Origin of the sequence: Enterobacter cloacae complex sp. SHL001, from assembly GCF_049236825.1 — a bacterium.
Lineage (GTDB): Bacteria > Pseudomonadota > Gammaproteobacteria > Enterobacterales > Enterobacteriaceae > Enterobacter > Enterobacter hormaechei_C.
Genome location: NZ_JBMKIP010000007.1, coordinates 77,818 through 95,039, shown reverse-complemented (window position 1 = coordinate 95,039; position 17,222 = coordinate 77,818). Strand labels below are relative to the sequence as shown.

General features: G+C 57.3%; 12 protein-coding genes. 10 read left to right on the top strand and 2 right to left on the bottom strand.

The window, feature by feature from the left end; genetic code table 11:
• Window positions 1–20: 20 nt before the first annotated feature.
• From gntR to ACOTYH_RS18100, 4 genes are all read left to right on the top strand, one after another.
• Complete coding sequence (gene gntR, locus ACOTYH_RS18115; protein WP_003861567.1) at window positions 21–1,016, top strand: gluconate operon transcriptional repressor GntR; 996 nt, start codon at window positions 21–23, stop codon at window positions 1,014–1,016.
• Window positions 1,017–1,142: 126 nt separating this feature from the next.
• Complete coding sequence (gntK, locus tag ACOTYH_RS18110) at window positions 1,143–1,670, top strand: gluconokinase (RefSeq protein WP_003861569.1); 528 nt, start codon at window positions 1,143–1,145, stop codon at window positions 1,668–1,670.
• A gap of 3 nt (window positions 1,671–1,673) precedes the next feature.
• Window positions 1,674–3,014, top strand: coding sequence for a gluconate transporter (gene gntU / locus ACOTYH_RS18105; RefSeq protein WP_017693851.1), 1,341 nt, complete (start codon window positions 1,674–1,676; stop codon window positions 3,012–3,014).
• A gap of 365 nt (window positions 3,015–3,379) precedes the next feature.
• Window positions 3,380–3,826, top strand: coding sequence for a hypothetical protein (locus ACOTYH_RS18100; protein WP_017693852.1), 447 nt, complete (start codon window positions 3,380–3,382; stop codon window positions 3,824–3,826).
• Window positions 3,827–4,013: 187 nt separating this feature from the next.
• Here ACOTYH_RS18100 and yhgN read toward each other — a convergent pair whose 3' ends face one another.
• Window positions 4,014–4,607: an NAAT family transporter YhgN gene (gene yhgN, locus ACOTYH_RS18095; RefSeq protein ID WP_003861574.1), complete on the bottom strand. Its 594-nt coding sequence runs from the start codon at window positions 4,605–4,607 to the stop codon at window positions 4,014–4,016.
• 178 nt (window positions 4,608–4,785) lie between these two features.
• Between yhgN and asd the strand changes: the two genes are divergently transcribed.
• The 6 genes from asd to glgP all read left to right on the top strand — a co-directional run bounded on the left by asd (window position 4,786) and on the right by glgP (window position 15,497).
• Window positions 4,786–5,889, top strand: a complete 1,104-nt coding sequence (gene asd / locus ACOTYH_RS18090; RefSeq protein WP_003861575.1) for an aspartate-semialdehyde dehydrogenase — start codon at window positions 4,786–4,788, stop codon at window positions 5,887–5,889.
• Between the two features lie 239 nt (window positions 5,890–6,128).
• A complete protein-coding gene (glgB, locus tag ACOTYH_RS18085) occupies window positions 6,129–8,315 on the top strand; it encodes a 1,4-alpha-glucan branching enzyme (RefSeq protein WP_421637856.1) in 2,187 nt (728 codons plus the stop codon).
• Window positions 8,312–10,285: a glycogen debranching protein GlgX gene (glgX, locus tag ACOTYH_RS18080; RefSeq protein WP_350366871.1), complete on the top strand. Its 1,974-nt coding sequence runs from the start codon at window positions 8,312–8,314 to the stop codon at window positions 10,283–10,285. The genes glgB and glgX overlap by 4 nt, the downstream gene beginning before the upstream one ends.
• 17 nt (window positions 10,286–10,302) lie before the next feature.
• A complete protein-coding gene (gene glgC, locus ACOTYH_RS18075) occupies window positions 10,303–11,598 on the top strand; it encodes a glucose-1-phosphate adenylyltransferase (RefSeq protein ID WP_017384139.1) in 1,296 nt (431 codons plus the stop codon).
• Window positions 11,598–13,031, top strand: a complete 1,434-nt coding sequence (gene glgA, locus ACOTYH_RS18070) for a glycogen synthase GlgA (protein ID WP_017384140.1) — start codon at window positions 11,598–11,600, stop codon at window positions 13,029–13,031. Before glgC ends, glgA begins: the two co-directional genes overlap by 1 nt.
• Window positions 13,032–13,049: 18 nt before the next feature.
• Window positions 13,050–15,497 carry a glycogen phosphorylase gene (gene glgP, locus ACOTYH_RS18065; RefSeq protein ID WP_421637855.1) on the top strand — a complete coding sequence of 816 codons (2,448 nt, stop codon included), beginning with the start codon at window positions 13,050–13,052 and terminating at the stop codon, window positions 15,495–15,497.
• An 87-nt stretch (window positions 15,498–15,584) separates the two neighbouring features.
• Here the strand turns inward: glgP and glpD are convergent, their stop codons facing one another.
• Window positions 15,585–17,093 (bottom strand): glycerol-3-phosphate dehydrogenase, encoded by a 1,509-nt coding sequence (gene glpD, locus ACOTYH_RS18060; protein WP_032649735.1) that lies wholly within the window; start codon window positions 17,091–17,093, stop codon window positions 15,585–15,587.
• Window positions 17,094–17,222 lie beyond the last annotated feature (129 nt).

The window sequence follows — 17,222 nt, the reverse complement described above, 5'->3', positions numbered from 1 at the left end:
CTTCAAGATTTCTCAGGACGATGAAAAAGAAACGCCCCGTACTTCAGGATGTCGCCGATCGCGTCGGTGTGACCAAAATGACGGTCAGCCGTTTTTTACGTAACCCGGAACAGGTTTCCGTGGCGTTGCGTGGCAAGATTGCCGCCGCCCTTGATGAACTGGGTTATATCCCCAACCGCGCGCCCGATATTCTCTCCAATGCAACCAGCCGTGCGGTGGGCGTCCTGCTTCCTTCCTTAACCAACCAGGTATTCGCCGAAGTGCTGCGTGGCATTGAAAGCGTCACCGATGCGTTTGGCTATCAGACCATGCTCGCCCACTACGGGTACAAGCCGGAACTGGAAGAGGAACGTCTTGAATCGATGCTTTCCTGGAACATTGACGGCCTGATTTTAACGGAACGTACTCACACCCCGCGCACGCTGAAAATGATTGAAGTGGCAGGCATTCCGGTGGTGGAACTGATGGACAGCCAGTCGCCGTGCCTCGACATCGCCGTGGGGTTCGATAACTTTGAAGCGGCGCGTCAGATGACGGCGGCGATCATCGCCCGCGGTCATCGCCATGTGGCCTATCTGGGTGCGCGTCTGGATGAACGTACTATCATCAAACAGAAGGGATACGAGCAGGCGATGCTCGACGCCGGTTTAACCCCGTACAGCGTGATGGTGGAGCAATCTTCTTCTTACACGTCGGGTATTGAGCTGATGCGTCAGGCGCGACGCGAGTATCCGCAACTGGACGGTATTTTCTGCACCAACGATGACCTTGCGGTCGGCGCCGCGTTTGAGTGCCAGCGTCTGGGTTTAAAAATCCCGGATGATATGGCGATTGCCGGCTTCCACGGCCACGACATTGGCCAGGTGATGGAGCCGCGTCTGGCGAGCGTCCTGACCCCGCGTGAACGCATGGGCCGCATTGGCGCAGAGCGCCTGCTGGCGCGCATTCGTGGTGAGGCAGTTACCCCGAAAATGTTAGATTTAGGTTTCACCTTGTCACCGGGTGGATCTATTTAATCCGACAAATTTGAAGTAGCTCACACTTATTCACTTCGCGCACGTTTGGATATTGCTTCTCATATGCCCCGGCAGGACAATGTTACCGATAACTGTTACCCGTAACAATTGACTGAGGGACACCCTTTGAGCACGACTAATCACGATCACCACGTTTACGTCCTGATGGGCGTGTCCGGTAGCGGTAAATCTGCCGTGGCGAGCGAAGTGGCGCATCAACTCCAGGCTGCGTTTCTTGATGGTGACTTCCTCCATCCGCGCAGCAACATCATGAAAATGGCTTCCGGCGAGCCGCTGAACGACGACGACCGCAAACCATGGTTGCAGGCGCTGAATGACGCCGCGTTCGCGATGCAGCGCACCAATAAAGTCTCCCTGATCGTCTGTTCCGCACTGAAAAAAACCTATCGCGACCTGCTGCGCGACGGCAACCCGAACCTCTCTTTCATCTACCTGAAAGGTGATTTCGGGGTGATTGAAAGCCGCCTGAAGGCGCGTAAAGGCCACTTCTTCAAAACCCAGATGCTGGTAACGCAGTTCGAAGCGTTGCAGGAGCCGGGAGCTGACGAACAGGATGTCTTAGTGGTTGATATCGATCAGCCGCTGGAAGGTGTTGTTGCCAGTACCATTGAGGTTATTAATAAAAGGCAGTAAGTTTTGAGTACATTAACGCTAGTTTTGACAGCAGTGGGCTCCGTATTGCTGCTGCTGTTTTTAGTGATGAAGGCGCGTATGCACGCCTTTGTGGCTTTGATGGTGGTTTCTATTGGTGCCGGTCTCTTTTCCGGCATGCCGCTCGACAAAATCGCGGCGACGATGGAAAAAGGGATGGGCGGCACGCTCGGCTTCCTGGCCATTGTGGTGGCGCTGGGCGCGATGTTTGGCAAGATTTTGCACGAGACGGGCGCGGTCGATCAGATTGCGGTCAAGATGCTGAAATCCTTCGGGCACAGCCGTGCGCACTACGCGATTGGTCTGGCCGGTCTGATTTGCGCGCTGCCGCTGTTCTTTGAAGTGGCCGTTGTGCTGCTGATTAGCGTGGCGTTCTCCATGGCGCGGCATACTGGTACCAACCTCGTGAAGCTGGTCATTCCGCTGTTTGCGGGCGTGGCGGCTGCGGCGGCGTTCCTGCTGCCGGGGCCTGCGCCGATGCTGCTGGCCTCCCAGATGCATGCTGACTTTGGCTGGATGATCCTGATTGGCCTGTGCGCGGCAATTCCGGGGATGATTATCGCCGGTCCGCTGTGGGGCAACTTCATCAGCCGTTACGTTGAACTGCACATTCCGGATGACATCTCCGAGCCGCACCTGGGCGAGGGAAAAATGCCGTCCTTCGGCTTCAGCCTGTCGCTGATCCTGCTGCCGCTGGTGCTGGTGGGCCTGAAAACCATCGCTGCGCGCTTTGTGCCGGTGGGGTCAACCGCTTACGAATGGTTCGAATTTATTGGTCATCCGTTCACCGCGATCCTGGTGGCGTGTCTGGTAGCAATTTACGGCCTGGCGATGCGTCAGGGTATGCCGAAAGACCGCGTGATGGAGATCTGTGGTGCCGCGCTGCAACCGGCGGGGATTATCCTGCTGGTGATCGGGGCGGGCGGCGTGTTTAAGCAGGTGCTGGTGGATTCCGGCGTTGGCCCGGCGCTGGGCGAAGCGCTGACCGGGATGGGGCTGCCGATTGCAGTCACCTGTTTCGTGCTGGCCGCGGCGGTACGTATCATTCAGGGCTCCGCGACCGTAGCGTGCTTAACCGCCGTGGGTCTGGTAATGCCGGTGATTGAACAGCTGAACTACTCCGGTGCGCAGATGGCGGCGCTCTCTATCTGTATCGCGGGTGGCTCGATTGTGGTTTCTCACGTTAACGACGCGGGCTTCTGGCTGTTCGGTAAATTTACCGGCGCAACCGAAGCGCAAACCCTGAAAACCTGGACGCTGATGGAAACCATCCTCGGCACGACGGGTGCGGTTGTCGGGATGATTGCGTTTACGCTGCTGAGCTAATCCCTGTTTTCTCCCTCTCCCTGTGGGAGAGGGTTGGGGTGAGGGCATCAGGCCACACCCTAAAATAAAATTTCGTTTTGCGAGCCACCTTCCAGAGCCTCTCTTGTCACCCCGCCCCCAACGCAGTATCTTCTTGCCGCGCCTGCAAAATCAGGCGTCAGGATTAGCCTCCTGAACTACCTCATCAGCGACACGAGTGTTATCGTGTCGTGCGCTTGGCTACACTCCAATGGTGGGCCAGGCGGGGGCGTCGCAAGACGCGCCGGTAGCTGATGAGGCCGGTAAGGCTAACCCTGTCTGGTTCCACCACCCGTGAGATTAGCCTCTCCAGTGGTGGATACACATTACTCATCAGAGGCTGTCTTATGACTACTACCCCTAACTTTTCTCACACTTTATTTACTACCCCATTCGATCACACCACTGATTTCACCGAATTGGCAGATAATTGCTCGAGGTTTGTCGACGTGCTGGTTGAATGTGACGATCCAACCCAGAAGATGGCGCTGTGCGGACGGCTCTCAGCCTGCCTCGCACTGCTTCAGCCTACGCTGCTTGAACCTGTTCCGGAATATTTAAAAGCCAGCCTGACGGTGGATGACCTGCCGCTGGACGTGCCGGTCTTCGAACCGGAAGTGGATCAGTTAGGGCGATATTGCCAGCTGTTAACGCAAATGCTGTTAGCGCATTCGCTGTCAGAAAGCGATGAAAGAGTCGCAGGAGATTTGTTGCAGGATTTAGTGGGGTTTTACAGTGATACGCTGAAAGCGCCGCGCTGGTTGCTCACAAAGGAAGGCATCGTGCCGCTGTAAAAAAACCGGGTGGCGCTTACGCTTACCCGGCCTACGGGACCAGAGTTTGTTGTAGGTCGGGTAAGGCGAAGCCGCCACCCGACAAAATAAGACCTCTGCGGCCTGATGCCCTCACCCCGGCCCTCTCCCACGGGGAGAGGGGGCAAACACTAAAAACGGCAATCTAAGATTACCGTTTTGCTTTTACCTACCCTTTCATCCACGCCCGGATCCCGTCCAGGAACATCTGCGTTGCCATCATCACCAGAATTAGCCCCATCAGGCGCTCCAGGGCGTTTACCCCTTTCTCACCCAGCAGGCGCAGGAACAGCGACGACTGCAACAGGATAATAAACGTCCCGCCCCAGGCGATCAGCAGGGCAATCACCAGATGGCTCATCTGATTCGGATACTGATGCGACAGCAGCATCAGCGTCGCCAGAATCGTTGGCCCGGCGACCAGCGGAATTGCCAGCGGCACGATAAACGGCTCTTCACCCGCAGGCAGGCCGCTGCTGCTGCCCTCCGCGCTCGGGAAAATCATCTTAATAGCAATCAGGAACAAAATGATCCCGCCGGAAATGGAGACCGTTTCGGCGCGTAAGTTCAGGAAAGCGAGGATTTTTTCACCGGCGAACAGGAAGATAAACATCACCAGCAGGGCGATGAGCAGCTCGCGGATCATGATCGCCCGGCGGCGCTTCGGCTCGGTATGCTTCAGCACCGACATGAAGATCGGCAGATTACCGAGCGGATCCATAATCAGGATCAATAAAACCGCTGCGGAAATGATTTCACTCATCTTAAATTATCCCTGATACTTATTGTGGTCATTGCGATGATTAGCACTTTTTCTGATTGCCGGGCAATCATCGATTAATTTCGCTTGCGACTTTGGCAGCATTTTGTAATGTGAAGCATATCCCAGTTCAATACTGGCTTGCACAATCAGCACACACCCCTTGCAGGAAAAAAATGCTATGAAAAACGTTGGTTTTATCGGCTGGCGCGGTATGGTCGGCTCTGTACTCATGCAACGCATGGTTGAAGAGCGCGATTTCGACGCCATCCGCCCGGTCTTCTTCTCCACTTCCCAGCTCGGCCAGGCTGCACCGTCCTTTGGGGGTACCACAGGCACGTTGCAGGATGCTTACGATCTGGAAGCGCTGAAGGCACTCGACATTATTGTGACCTGCCAGGGCGGCGATTATACCAACGAAATCTATCCGAAGCTGCGTGAAAGCGGCTGGCAGGGCTACTGGATTGATGCGGCCTCTTCGCTTCGCATGAAAGACGATGCCATCATTATTCTTGACCCGGTTAACCAGGGCGTCATCACCGACGGCCTGAACAACGGCGTGAAAACCTTTGTTGGCGGTAACTGCACCGTCAGCCTGATGCTGATGTCCCTCGGCGGCCTGTTCGCACAGGATCTGGTGGAGTGGGTCTCCGTGGCGACCTACCAGGCGGCGTCCGGCGGCGGCGCGCGTCATATGCGTGAGCTGCTGACCCAGATGGGCCAGCTGCACCAGAGCGTCGCTGCCGAGCTGGCAGACCCGGCGTCCGCCATCCTCGACATCGAGCGTAAAGTCACTCAGCTCACCCGCAGCGGCGAGCTGCCGGTGGATAACTTTGGCGTACCGCTGGCCGGTGGCCTGATCCCGTGGATCGACAAACAGCTGGATAACGGCCAGACCCGCGAAGAGTGGAAGGGCCAGGCTGAGACCAACAAAATCCTCGGCACCGCGAACACCATTCCGGTTGACGGTCTGTGCGTGCGTATCGGCGCGCTGCGCTGCCACAGCCAGGCCTTTACCATTAAACTGAAAAAAGATGTGTCTATTCCGACCGTGGAAGAGCTGCTGGCCGCACACAACCCGTGGGCGAAAGTGGTGCCAAACGATCGCGATATCACCATGCGAGAACTGACCCCGGCAGCCGTTACCGGCACGCTGACCACCCCGGTTGGTCGTCTGCGCAAGCTGAACATGGGGCCGGAGTACCTCTCCGCGTTCACCGTTGGCGATCAGCTGCTGTGGGGTGCAGCCGAGCCGCTGCGCCGCATGCTGCGCCAGCTGGCGTAATAATTTGTTAAACACGGGGGGTGATTGTCACCCCCTTTTTTTGCGTACTACATGGAGTAAAACGCAGATGTCTTATTTTTTATCAGGAGGACCCACGACGTTGGCTATGCTTTAAGGAAGATTTATTTCTCACCTGAGGGTAGGGCGGAGCAGAGAGGATTAACTGCACCGTTTAGGTCACATTAAAAGTCGTCCCGGAGCGCGTAAAAAGGGCGACATAAAAAAACAGGATGAACACCATGTCCGATCGTATTTCGAGAGACGTGATTAATGCGCTTATTGCGGGTCACTTTGCCGACCCCTTTTCTGTGCTAGGGATGCACCGTACAGAGGCCGGACTGGAAGTTCGGGCGCTGTTACCGGATGCAACAGAAGTGTGGGTTATCGAACCCAAAACCGGCCGCAAGGTGGGTAATCTGGAATGCCTCGACTCGCGTGGCTTCTTCTCGGGCGTCATGCCCCGCCGTAAAAATCCTTTTCGTTATCAGCTTGCCGTTATCTGGCACGGTCAGCAAAACCTGATTGACGATCCCTATAGCTTCGGCCCGCTCTTAAAAGAGATGGACGCCTGGCTGCTGTCCGAGGGGACCCATTTACGCCCCTACGAAACGCTGGGTGCCCATGCGGATACCATGGACGGTATCACCGGCACGCGTTTTGCCGTATGGGCGCCAAACGCCCAGCGCGTCTCCGTCGTCGGGCAGTTCAACTACTGGGACGGTCGTCGTCACCCCATGCGCCTGCGCCGGGAAACCGGCATCTGGGAGCTGTTTATCCCCGGCGCGCACAACGGTCAGCTCTACAAATTCGAGATGGTCGATGCCAACGGCAAGCTGCGCATTAAATCCGACCCGTACGCCTTTGAGGCAGAACTACGCCCGAATACCGCCTCGCTGATTTGCGGCCTGCCGGAGAAGGTTGTCCAGAGTGATGAGCGCAAGCAGGCCAACCGCTTTGATGCGCCAATCTCCGTCTATGAAGTGCATCTCGGCTCGTGGCGTCGCCACACCGATAACAACTTCTGGCTGAGCTATCGCGAGCTGGCGGACCAGCTGGTGCCGTACGCCAAATGGATGGGCTTTACCCATCTGGAGCTGCTGCCGATCAACGAACACCCATTTGACGGCAGCTGGGGCTATCAGCCAACCGGGCTGTATGCGCCCACGCGCCGCTTCGGCACGCGCGATGACTTCCGCTATTTCATCGATGCCGCGCACGCCGCCGGGCTGAACGTGATCCTCGACTGGGTGCCGGGCCACTTCCCGTCGGATGATTTTGCGCTGGCAGAGTTCGACGGCACAAAGCTGTACGAGCACAGCGACCCGCGCGAAGGCTATCACCAGGACTGGAACACGCTGATCTACAACTACGGTCGCCGTGAAGTATCGAACTACCTGGTCGGGAACGCGCTGTACTGGATCGAACGTTTCGGCATTGATGCCCTGCGCGTGGATGCGGTGGCGTCGATGATCTACCGCGACTACAGCCGCAAAGAGGGGGAGTGGATCCCGAACGAGTATGGTGGCCGTGAAAACCTCGAAGCGATTGAGTTTCTGCGCAACACCAACCGGATTATCGGCGAGCAGGTGGAAGGCGCTGTGACCATGGCGGAAGAGTCCACCGACTTCCCGGGCGTTTCCCGTCCACCGGCAATGGGTGGTCTGGGCTTCTGGTACAAATGGAACCTCGGCTGGATGCACGACACGCTCGACTACATGAAGCTCGACCCGGTTTATCGTCAGTATCACCACGATAAGCTCACCTTCGGGTTGCTCTATAACTACACCGAAAACTTCATGCTGCCGCTGTCGCACGATGAAGTGGTGCACGGCAAGAAATCCATTCTCGACCGCATGCCGGGCGACCCATGGCAGAAGTTTGCCAACCTGCGCGCTTACTACGGCTGGCTGTTTGCTTTCCCGGGTAAAAAGCTGCTGTTTATGGGCAACGAGTTCGCTCAGGGCCGCGAATGGAACCACGATAGCAGCCTTGACTGGCATCTGCTGGAAGGTGCGGACAACTGGCACCACGGCGTACAGCGTCTGGTTCGTGATCTGAACCTGACCTATCGCCACCACAAAGCGCTGCACGAGCTGGACTTCGATCCGTACGGCTTTGAGTGGCTGGTGGTGGACGACCACGAGCGCTCGGTGTTTGTCTTTGTGCGCCGCGACAAGGCGGGTAACGAGATCATTGTCGCCAGCAACTTCACGCCGGTGCCGCGCGAACACTACCGCTTCGGCATTAACCAGCCGGGCAAATGGCGCGAAATTCTCAATACCGACTCCATGCACTACCACGGCAGCAACGCGGGTAACGGTGGCCTGGTGCAGAGCGATGCCATTGAAAGCCACGGCCGTCCGAACTCCCTGAGCCTGACGCTGCCGCCGCTTGGCACAATCTGGCTGGTGCGGGAGGGTGAATGACGCAGCTTACGGCAGGTAAACCCGAACCGCTCGGGGCGAGTTTTGACGGAAAGGGGGTGAACTTCACGCTCTTTTCCGCCCATGCGGAGCGGGTGGAACTCTGTGTGTTTGACGGGGAAGGTAACGAGCACCGTTACGATTTACCGGCGCGCACGGGGGATACCTGGCATGGCTACCTGGCCGGAGGACGGCCGGGGATGCACTACGGTTTTCGCGTACACGGCCCCTGGGAGCCCTCTCAGGGGAACTGGTTTAACCCGGCGAAGCTGCTGATTGACCCGTGCGCGCACCGCGTGGACGGTGAGTTTAAAGATGACTCGCTGTTCCACGTTGGCTACGGCGAACCTGACCACCGCGACAGCGCGCCCATCGCGCCCAAAAGCGTGGTGGTGCACGATCTCTATGACTGGGAAGACGATGCCCCGCCGCGCACGCCGTGGGGTAACACCGTTATTTATGAAGCCCACGTCAAAGGGCTGACATATCTGCATCCGTCGATCCCTAAAGAGATGCGCGGCACCTACAAAGCGCTTGGGCATCCGACGATGGTCGCGTACCTGAAGCACTTAGGGATCACCGCGCTGGAGCTGTTGCCCGTGGCGCATTTCGCCAGCGAGCCGCGGCTACAGCGTCTTGGGTTAAGCAACTACTGGGGCTACAACCCGCTGGCGATGTTCGCCCTCGACCCGCGCTACGCGGTGCAGCCGGAGAAGGCACGGGATGAGTTTCGCGATGCGGTGAAGGCGCTTCACGCGGCGGGTATCGAGGTCATTCTGGACGTGGTGCTGAACCACAGTGCGGAAAGCGATCTTGACGGCCCGACGCTCTCACAGCGCGGAATCGATAACCGTAGCTATTATTGGATCAGGGACGACGGCGATTACGAGAACTGGACCGGGTGCGGTAACACCCTCAACCTCAGTCATCCGGCCGTTACGCATTACGCGTACGAGTGCCTGAAATACTGGGTTGAGACGTTCCACGTGGACGGTTTTCGCTTCGACCTGGCGCCGGTGATGGGGCGCACCCCGGCGTTCAGCCAGCAGGCGCCGCTGTTTGAGGCCATCAAAAACTGCCCGGTGCTTTCAAAGGTTAAGCTGATCGCGGAGCCCTGGGATATCGGAGAGGGCGGTTATCAGGTGGGGAATTTCCCGCCGCTGTTTGCCGAGTGGAACGACCACTTCCGCGATGCCATCCGCCGCTTCTGGCTGACGCGCGATCTGTCGCTGGGGGAGTTTGCCGGTCGCTTTGCCGGCTCCAGCGATCTCTTCAAGCGTGACGGCAAACGTCCGTCGGCCACCATTAACCTGCTGACGGCACACGACGGTTTTACGCTGCGCGACTGCGTTTGTTTCAATCAGAAACACAATGAGGCAAACGGCGAGGAGAATCGCGATGGGACTAACAATAACCATAGCTTCAACCATGGTATAGAAGGTTTAGGCGGAAGTCTGGATGTGATCGAGCGGCGACGCGCCAGCGTTCATGCGCTGCTGACGACGCTTTTGTTGTCGCAGGGCACGCCGATGCTGCTGGCGGGCGATGAGCACGGCCACAGCCAGCACGGCAACAACAACGCCTATTGCCAGGACAACACCCTGACCTGGCTCGACTGGGGAGAAGCGAACAGCGGGCTGACCCATTTCACCGCGGCGCTGATCCATCTTCGCCAGCGCATCCCCGCGCTCACCGCCGACCGCTGGTGGGAAGAGGGCGACGGAAACGTTCGCTGGCTGAATAAAGACGCGCAACCGTTAAGCGCGCAAGAGTGGCAACACGGCATACCCTGTCTGCAAATCCTGCTTTCGGATGCGTGGCTGGTGACGCTGAACGCGACGGATGACGTCGCAGAGATTGTTTTACCTGACGGGGAATGGCGAGCCATTCCTCCCTTTGCCGGAGCGGATAATCCGGTTGTTATGGCTGTCTGGCACGGGCCTGCGCACGGAGTGTGCGTATTCCAAAGATGATAAAAAAGGAGTTAGTCATGGTTAGATTAGAGAAGAACGATCCGTTAATGTTGGCGCGCCAGCTACCATTAAAAACAGTTGCCCTGATACTCGCGGGCGGGCGTGGTACCCGTCTGAAAGATTTGACCATCAAGCGCGCCAAACCGGCCGTTCACTTTGGTGGTAAGTTCCGTATTATCGATTTTGCACTTTCCAACTGCCTGAACTCAGGCATTCGCCGTATTGGCGTCATTACCCAGTATCAGTCGCACACGCTGGTGCAGCACATTCAGCGCGGCTGGTCATTCTTCAGCGAAGAGATGAACGAATTTGTCGATCTGCTCCCGGCGCAGCAGCGCGTTCATGGGGAGAACTGGTACCGCGGCACGGCGGATGCCGTGACCCAGAACCTCGACATCATTCGTCGCTACAGCGCGGAATACATCGTTATCCTCGCCGGGGACCACATCTACAAGCAAGATTACTCCCACATGCTGATCGACCACGTCGAAAAAGGGGCGCGCTGCACCGTGGCGTGTCTGCCGGTGCCTGTTGCGGAAGCAACCGCGTTTGGCGTGATGCATGTAGATGGCGATGACAAGATTATCGACTTTGTCGAAAAACCGGCGAACCCGCCAACCATGCCGGGCGACGACACCAAATCGCTCGCCAGCATGGGGATCTATGTCTTTGATGCCGATTATCTTTATGAACTGCTGGAAGAGGACGACAAAGACGAAAACTCCAGCCACGACTTCGGTAAAGACATCATCCCGAAAATTACCAAAGCTGGCATGGCGTATGCACATCCCTTCCCGCTGTCCTGCGTGCAGTCCGATCCGAATGCGGAGCCTTACTGGCGCGATGTGGGAACGCTGGAAGCGTACTGGAAAGCCAACCTCGATCTGGCGTCCGTCACGCCTGAGCTGGATATGTACGACCAGAACTGGCCGATTCGCACGCATATGGAATCGTTGCCGCCGGCGAAGTTCGTTCAGGATCGCTCCGGCAGCCACGGCATGACGCTCAACTCGCTGGTCTCTGGCGGTTGCATTATCTCCGGTTCGGTGGTGGTGCAGTCCGTGCTGTTCCCGCGCGTGCGTATAAACTCATTCTGTAATATCGATTCGGCAGTTCTGCTGCCGGATGTCTGGGTAGGACGCTCATGTCGTCTGCGTCGCTGCGTTATCGATCGTGCCTGCATCATTCCCGAGGGGATGGTGATTGGGGAAAACGCGGAAGAAGATGCGCGTCGTTTCTACCGTTCGGAAGAGGGGATCGTGTTAGTAACACGGGAAATGTTGCGGAAGCTGCAAATCAAACAGGAGCGATGATGCAGGTTTTACACGTATGTTCTGAGATGTTCCCGTTGTTAAAAACGGGCGGCCTGGCGGATGTTCTTGGTGCATTACCAGCGGCGCAAATCGCCGGAGGGGTGGATACCCGCGTGTTGTTGCCCGCTTTTCCGGATATCCGGCGCGGTATTCCCGATGCAAAGGTTGTTACCCGTCGCGAGACCTTCGCGGGACGTATCACCCTGCTGTTTGGACATTACAATGGCGTAGGGATTTACCTGATTGATGCCCCGCATTTATACGATCGACCCGGCAGCCCGTATCACGATACCAACCTGTACGCCTATACCGATAACGTGATGCGCTTTGCCCTGCTCGGCTGGGTGGGGGCGGAAATGGCCGTCGGACTGGATCCGTTCTGGCGTCCAAACGTGGTGCATGCGCACGACTGGCATGCGGGGCTGGCTCCTGCGTATCTGGCGGCGAAGGGGCACCCGGCCAAATCGGTGTTTACGGTGCACAACCTGGCGTATCAGGGCATGTATTACGCGCATCATATGAATGACATCGATCTGCCATGGTCGTTCTTTAACATGCACGGACTGGAGTTTAACGGACAGATTTCGTTCCTGAAGGCGGGTTTGTACTACGCCGACCACATCACGGCGGTCAGCCCAACCTACGCGCGGGAAATTACTCAGCCGGAGTTCGGTTACGGTATGGAAGGGCTGCTGCAACAGCGCCACCGTGAAGGTCGTCTGTCGGGCATTCTGAACGGCGTGGATGAACAGATCTGGAATCCGGAAACGGATCTCCTGCTGGCGGCGCGCTATGGACGAGACTCCGTGGAGGACAAAGCGGAGAACAAACGCCAGCTGCAAATTGCGATGGGGCTGAAGGTCAACGACAAGGTGCCGCTGTTTGCGGTGGTCAGCCGCCTGACCAGCCAGAAAGGGCTGGATCTGGTGCTGGAAGCGCTGCCGGGATTACTGGAGCAGGGCGGCCAGCTGGCGCTGCTCGGCGCGGGCGACCCGGTATTGCAGGAAGGTTTCCTCGCGGCCGCGGCGGAACATCCGGGGCAGGTGGGCGTGCAGATTGGCTATCACGAAGCGTTCTCGCACCGCATCATGGGCGGCGCGGACGTGATTCTGGTGCCGAGCCGCTTCGAGCCCTGCGGCCTGACGCAGCTCTATGGTCTGAAATACGGCACGTTGCCGCTGGTGCGCCGCACGGGCGGGCTGGCGGATACGGTGTCTGACAGCTCCCTGGAAAACCTGGCGGATGGTATCGCCAGCGGGTTTGTTTTCGAGGACAGTAATGCCTGGTCGCTGCTTCGGGCGATCCGGCGTGCTTTCGTCTTGTGGTCCCGTCCATCCCTGTGGCGTTACGTACAACGTCAGGCGATGTCCATGGACTTTGGCTGGCACGTTGCGGCGCAGTCCTACCGCGACCTTTATCAACGCTTGATGTAACGAGGCGAAGTTACTGATATGAATGCTCCATTTAGCTACTCTTCCCCCACGCTCAGCGTTGAGGCGTTGAAACATTCGATCGCCTATAAGCTGATGTTTACCATCGGGAAAGATCCCGTTATTGCCAACAAACATGAGTGGCTGAACGCCACGCTGTTTGCGGTGCGCGACCGTATGGTCGAACGCTGGCTGCGCTCTAACCGCGCCCAGCTTTCGCAGGAGACGCGACAGGTCTATTACCTGTCGATGGAGTTTCTGATTGGTCGCACCCTCTCCAATGCGCTGTTATCGCTCGGGATTTATGACGACGTCAAAAACGCACTGGAAGAGATGGGGCTGGATTTAGAAGAGCTGATTGACGAAGAGAACGACCCGGGGCTGGGTAACGGTGGTCTCGGGCGTCTTGCCGCCTGTTTCCTCGATTCACTGGCGACGCTGGCGCTGCCGGGGCGCGGCTACGGTATTCGCTACGACTACGGTATGTTCAAGCAGAACATCGTGGATGGTCGTCAGAAAGAGTCTCCTGACTACTGGCTGGAGTACGGTAACCCGTGGGAGTTCAAGCGCCACAACACGCGCTACAAGGTGCGTTTTGGCGGGCGTATTCAGCAGGAAGGGAAAAAATCCCGCTGGGTGGAAACCGAGGAGATCCTCGCCGTGGCCTATGACCAGATCATCCCCGGCTACGACACCGATGCGACCAATACGCTGCGCCTGTGGAACGCGCAGGCCAGTAGCGAGATCAACCTGGGTAAATTCAACCAGGGTGACTACTTCGCGGCGGTGGAAGATAAAAACCACTCCGAGAATGTGTCACGCGTCCTGTATCCGGATGACTCGACCTACTCAGGCCGCGAGCTGCGCCTGCGTCAGGAGTATTTCCTCGTCTCGGCAACGATTCAGGATATCCTTAGCCGTCACTATCAGCTGCACAAAACCTATGCGAATCTGGCGGAAAAAACCGCCATTCACCTCAACGATACCCATCCGGTGCTGTCGATCCCTGAGCTGATGCGCCTGCTGATTGACGAGCATAAGTTCAGCTGGGATGACGCGTTTGAAGTAACCTGCCAGGTGTTCTCGTACACCAACCATACGCTGATGAGTGAAGCGCTGGAGACGTGGCCGGTGGATATGCTCGGCAAAATTCTGCCGCGCCATCTGCAAATCATCTTCGAGATCAACGACTACTTCCTCAAGACCTTGCAGGAGCAGTACCCGAACGATACCGGTCTGCTGAGCCGCGCCTCGATCATTGATGAATCCAACGGGCGTCGCGTACGCATGGCCTGGCTGGCGGTGGTGATCAGCCACAAGGTGAACGGCGTGTCAGAGCTGCACTCGAACCTGATGGTGCAGTCGCTGTTTGCGGACTTCGCGAAGATCTTCCCGACGCGTTTCTGCAACGTGACCAACGGCGTCACCCCGCGCCGCTGGCTGGCGCTGGCGAACCAGCCGCTCTCCGACGTTCTGGATGAGAACATTGGCCGCACCTGGCGCACCGATTTGAGCCAGTTGAGCGAGCTGGAGCAGCACATTGATTTCCTGACGGTGAATAAAGCGGTACGGGAAGCCAAGCTGCTGAACAAGAAGCGTCTGGCGGTCTGGCTGGCGATGCATCTGAACGTGGTGGCGAACCCGAAAGCGCTGTTCGACGTGCAGATCAAACGTATCCACGAGTACAAGCGTCAGCTGATGAATGTCCTGCACGTTATTACCCACTACAACCGCATTAAGGCTGACCCGACGGCGGAGTGGGTGCCGCGCGTGAAAATCTTTGCCGGTAAGGCGGCGTCCGCGTACTACATGGCGAAGCACATCATTCATCTCATCAACGATGTGGCGAAGGTGGTGAACCACGATCCGGACATTGGCGATAAGCTGAAGGTCGTGTTTATCCCGAACTACAGCGTAAGCCTGGCGCAGCTGATTATTCCGGCGGCGGATCTCTCTGAGCAGATTTCCACGGCGGGGACGGAAGCATCCGGCACCAGTAACATGAAGTTTGCCCTGAACGGCGCGCTGACTATCGGCACGCTGGACGGCGCAAATGTCGAAATGCTGGAGCATGTGGGCGCGGAGAATATCTTTATTTTCGGGAATACGGCGGAAGAGGTGGAGGCGCTGCGCAAGCAGGGCTACTCGCCCCGTGAGTATTATGAAGAGGATGACGAGTTACGCCAGGTGCTGACGCAAATCGCCACCGGCGTGTTTAACCCTGAGGAGCCCGGACGCTATCGCGATCTGGTGGACTCGCTGATTAACTTTGGCGATCACTATCAGGTGCTGGCGGATTACCGCAGCTACGTGGATTGTCAGGATAAGGTGGACGAACTGTACCGTCAGCAGGAGAAGTGGACCAGCGCCGCGATGCATAACATCGCCAACATGGGGTACTTCTCGTCGGACAGAACCATCAAAGAGTATGCCGAGAATATCTGGCATATTGATCCGGTGCGGTTGTAAAAACAAAGCCCGGTGGCGCTGCGCTTACCGGGCCTACGGGATCGAGTAGGCCGGGTAAGGCGGAGCCGCCACCCGGCTTTTTTTCAATTACGACGCCAACGACAATTCACGCTTTCCCGCATGTTGTTGCAACCATTGCGCCACGCGAGACTGCTGCTCGGCATTCAGCCACATCCCTTCTTTAGTACGACGCCAGATAGCATCGTCCAGACGGCGCACCCACTCGTGTTCCACCAGGTAGCGCAGTTCCGCTTCGTACAGCTCATGGCCAAAATGCTCGCCCAGATCGGCAATCTCTTTCGCCTCGCCGAGGAACAGTTCGGTGTTGCTGCCGTAGGTGCGGGCATAGTGGCGCGCCATTCCTTCGGTAATGAACGGGAAGCGGCGACGCAGCTTCGCGGCGTAATCGTCGCGGTTATCGCCGATATCGCCGCCAGGCAGCACGGCGCCTTTCGTCCACGCCGGGCCGATGCCTTTGTAATACGGCGCCAGTTTCTCCAGCGCGTGCTCCGCCAGTTTACGGTAGGTGGTGAGCTTACCGCCAAATACCGACAGCAGGGGCGCCTGACCGTTCACGTCATGAATATCAAGCGTATAGTCACGGGTGATGGCCTGCGGTGAGTCAGACTCGTCATCACACAGCGGACGCACGCCGGAGTAGGTCCAGACCACGTCATCGCGCGCCAGCTGTTTCTTAAAGTGCGCGTTGTACACTTTCAACAGATAGCTGACTTCACTCTCGTCGATCTCAACGTTTTTCGGATCGCCTTTGTACTCTACGTCGGTGGTGCCGATGATGGAGAACTCGTCCATCCACGGGATCACAAACACAATGCGCTTGTCTTCATTTTGCAGGATATAAGCCTGTTTCTGGGTATGCACGCGCGGCACCACAATGTGGCTGCCCTTGATCAGGCGGATGCCGTACGGAGAAGGCAGGTGCATACCGTCATCGAAGAACTGTTTTACCCACGGGCCGGTGGCATTCACCAGGCCGCGCGCTTTCCAGCTAAACTTCTCACCGGTATCCACGTCTTCCGCTTCCACAATCCACAGGCCGTTTTCGCGGCGTGCGGCGGTCGCGCGGGTACGGGTTTTCACCTCGCCGCCTTTCTTCTCGACCATCTGCGCGTTAGCCAGCACCAGACGCGCATCGTCCACCCAGCAGTCGGAATATTCGAAACCGCGCACGATTTCAGGCTTAAGAACCGACTCTGAGCCAAAACGCAAACCAGTCGAACCCGGCAGGCTGGTGCGTTTACCCAGATGATCGTACATAAAAAGACCAATGCGGATCATCCACGCCGGACGCAGATGCGGGCGATGAGGCAGACGGAAACGCATCGGGATCGCCAGATGCGGAGCCATTTTCAGCAGTACTTCGCGTTCAGCCAGCGCTTCGCTGACCAGGCGAAATTCGTAGTGTTCCAGGTAGCGCAGGCCACCGTGGATCAGCTTGGAGCTGGCGGACGACGTCGCGCAGGCGAGATCGTTAGCTTCCAGCATCAGCACGGATAAACCGCGTCCTGCGGCATCAACCGCAATACCGGCACCGTTGATGCCACCGCCTATCACAATCAGATCTTTGGTTTCCATAACACCCTCATGCACTTTCGTTAAAGCTCAAAAATGTTCGATATCGCTCATAATAGCAAAGGAACGCGCTTTTGGTAACATCAAAAAAACAATTTAGAGTGATATGGATAACATAATGGCGTTTACCCG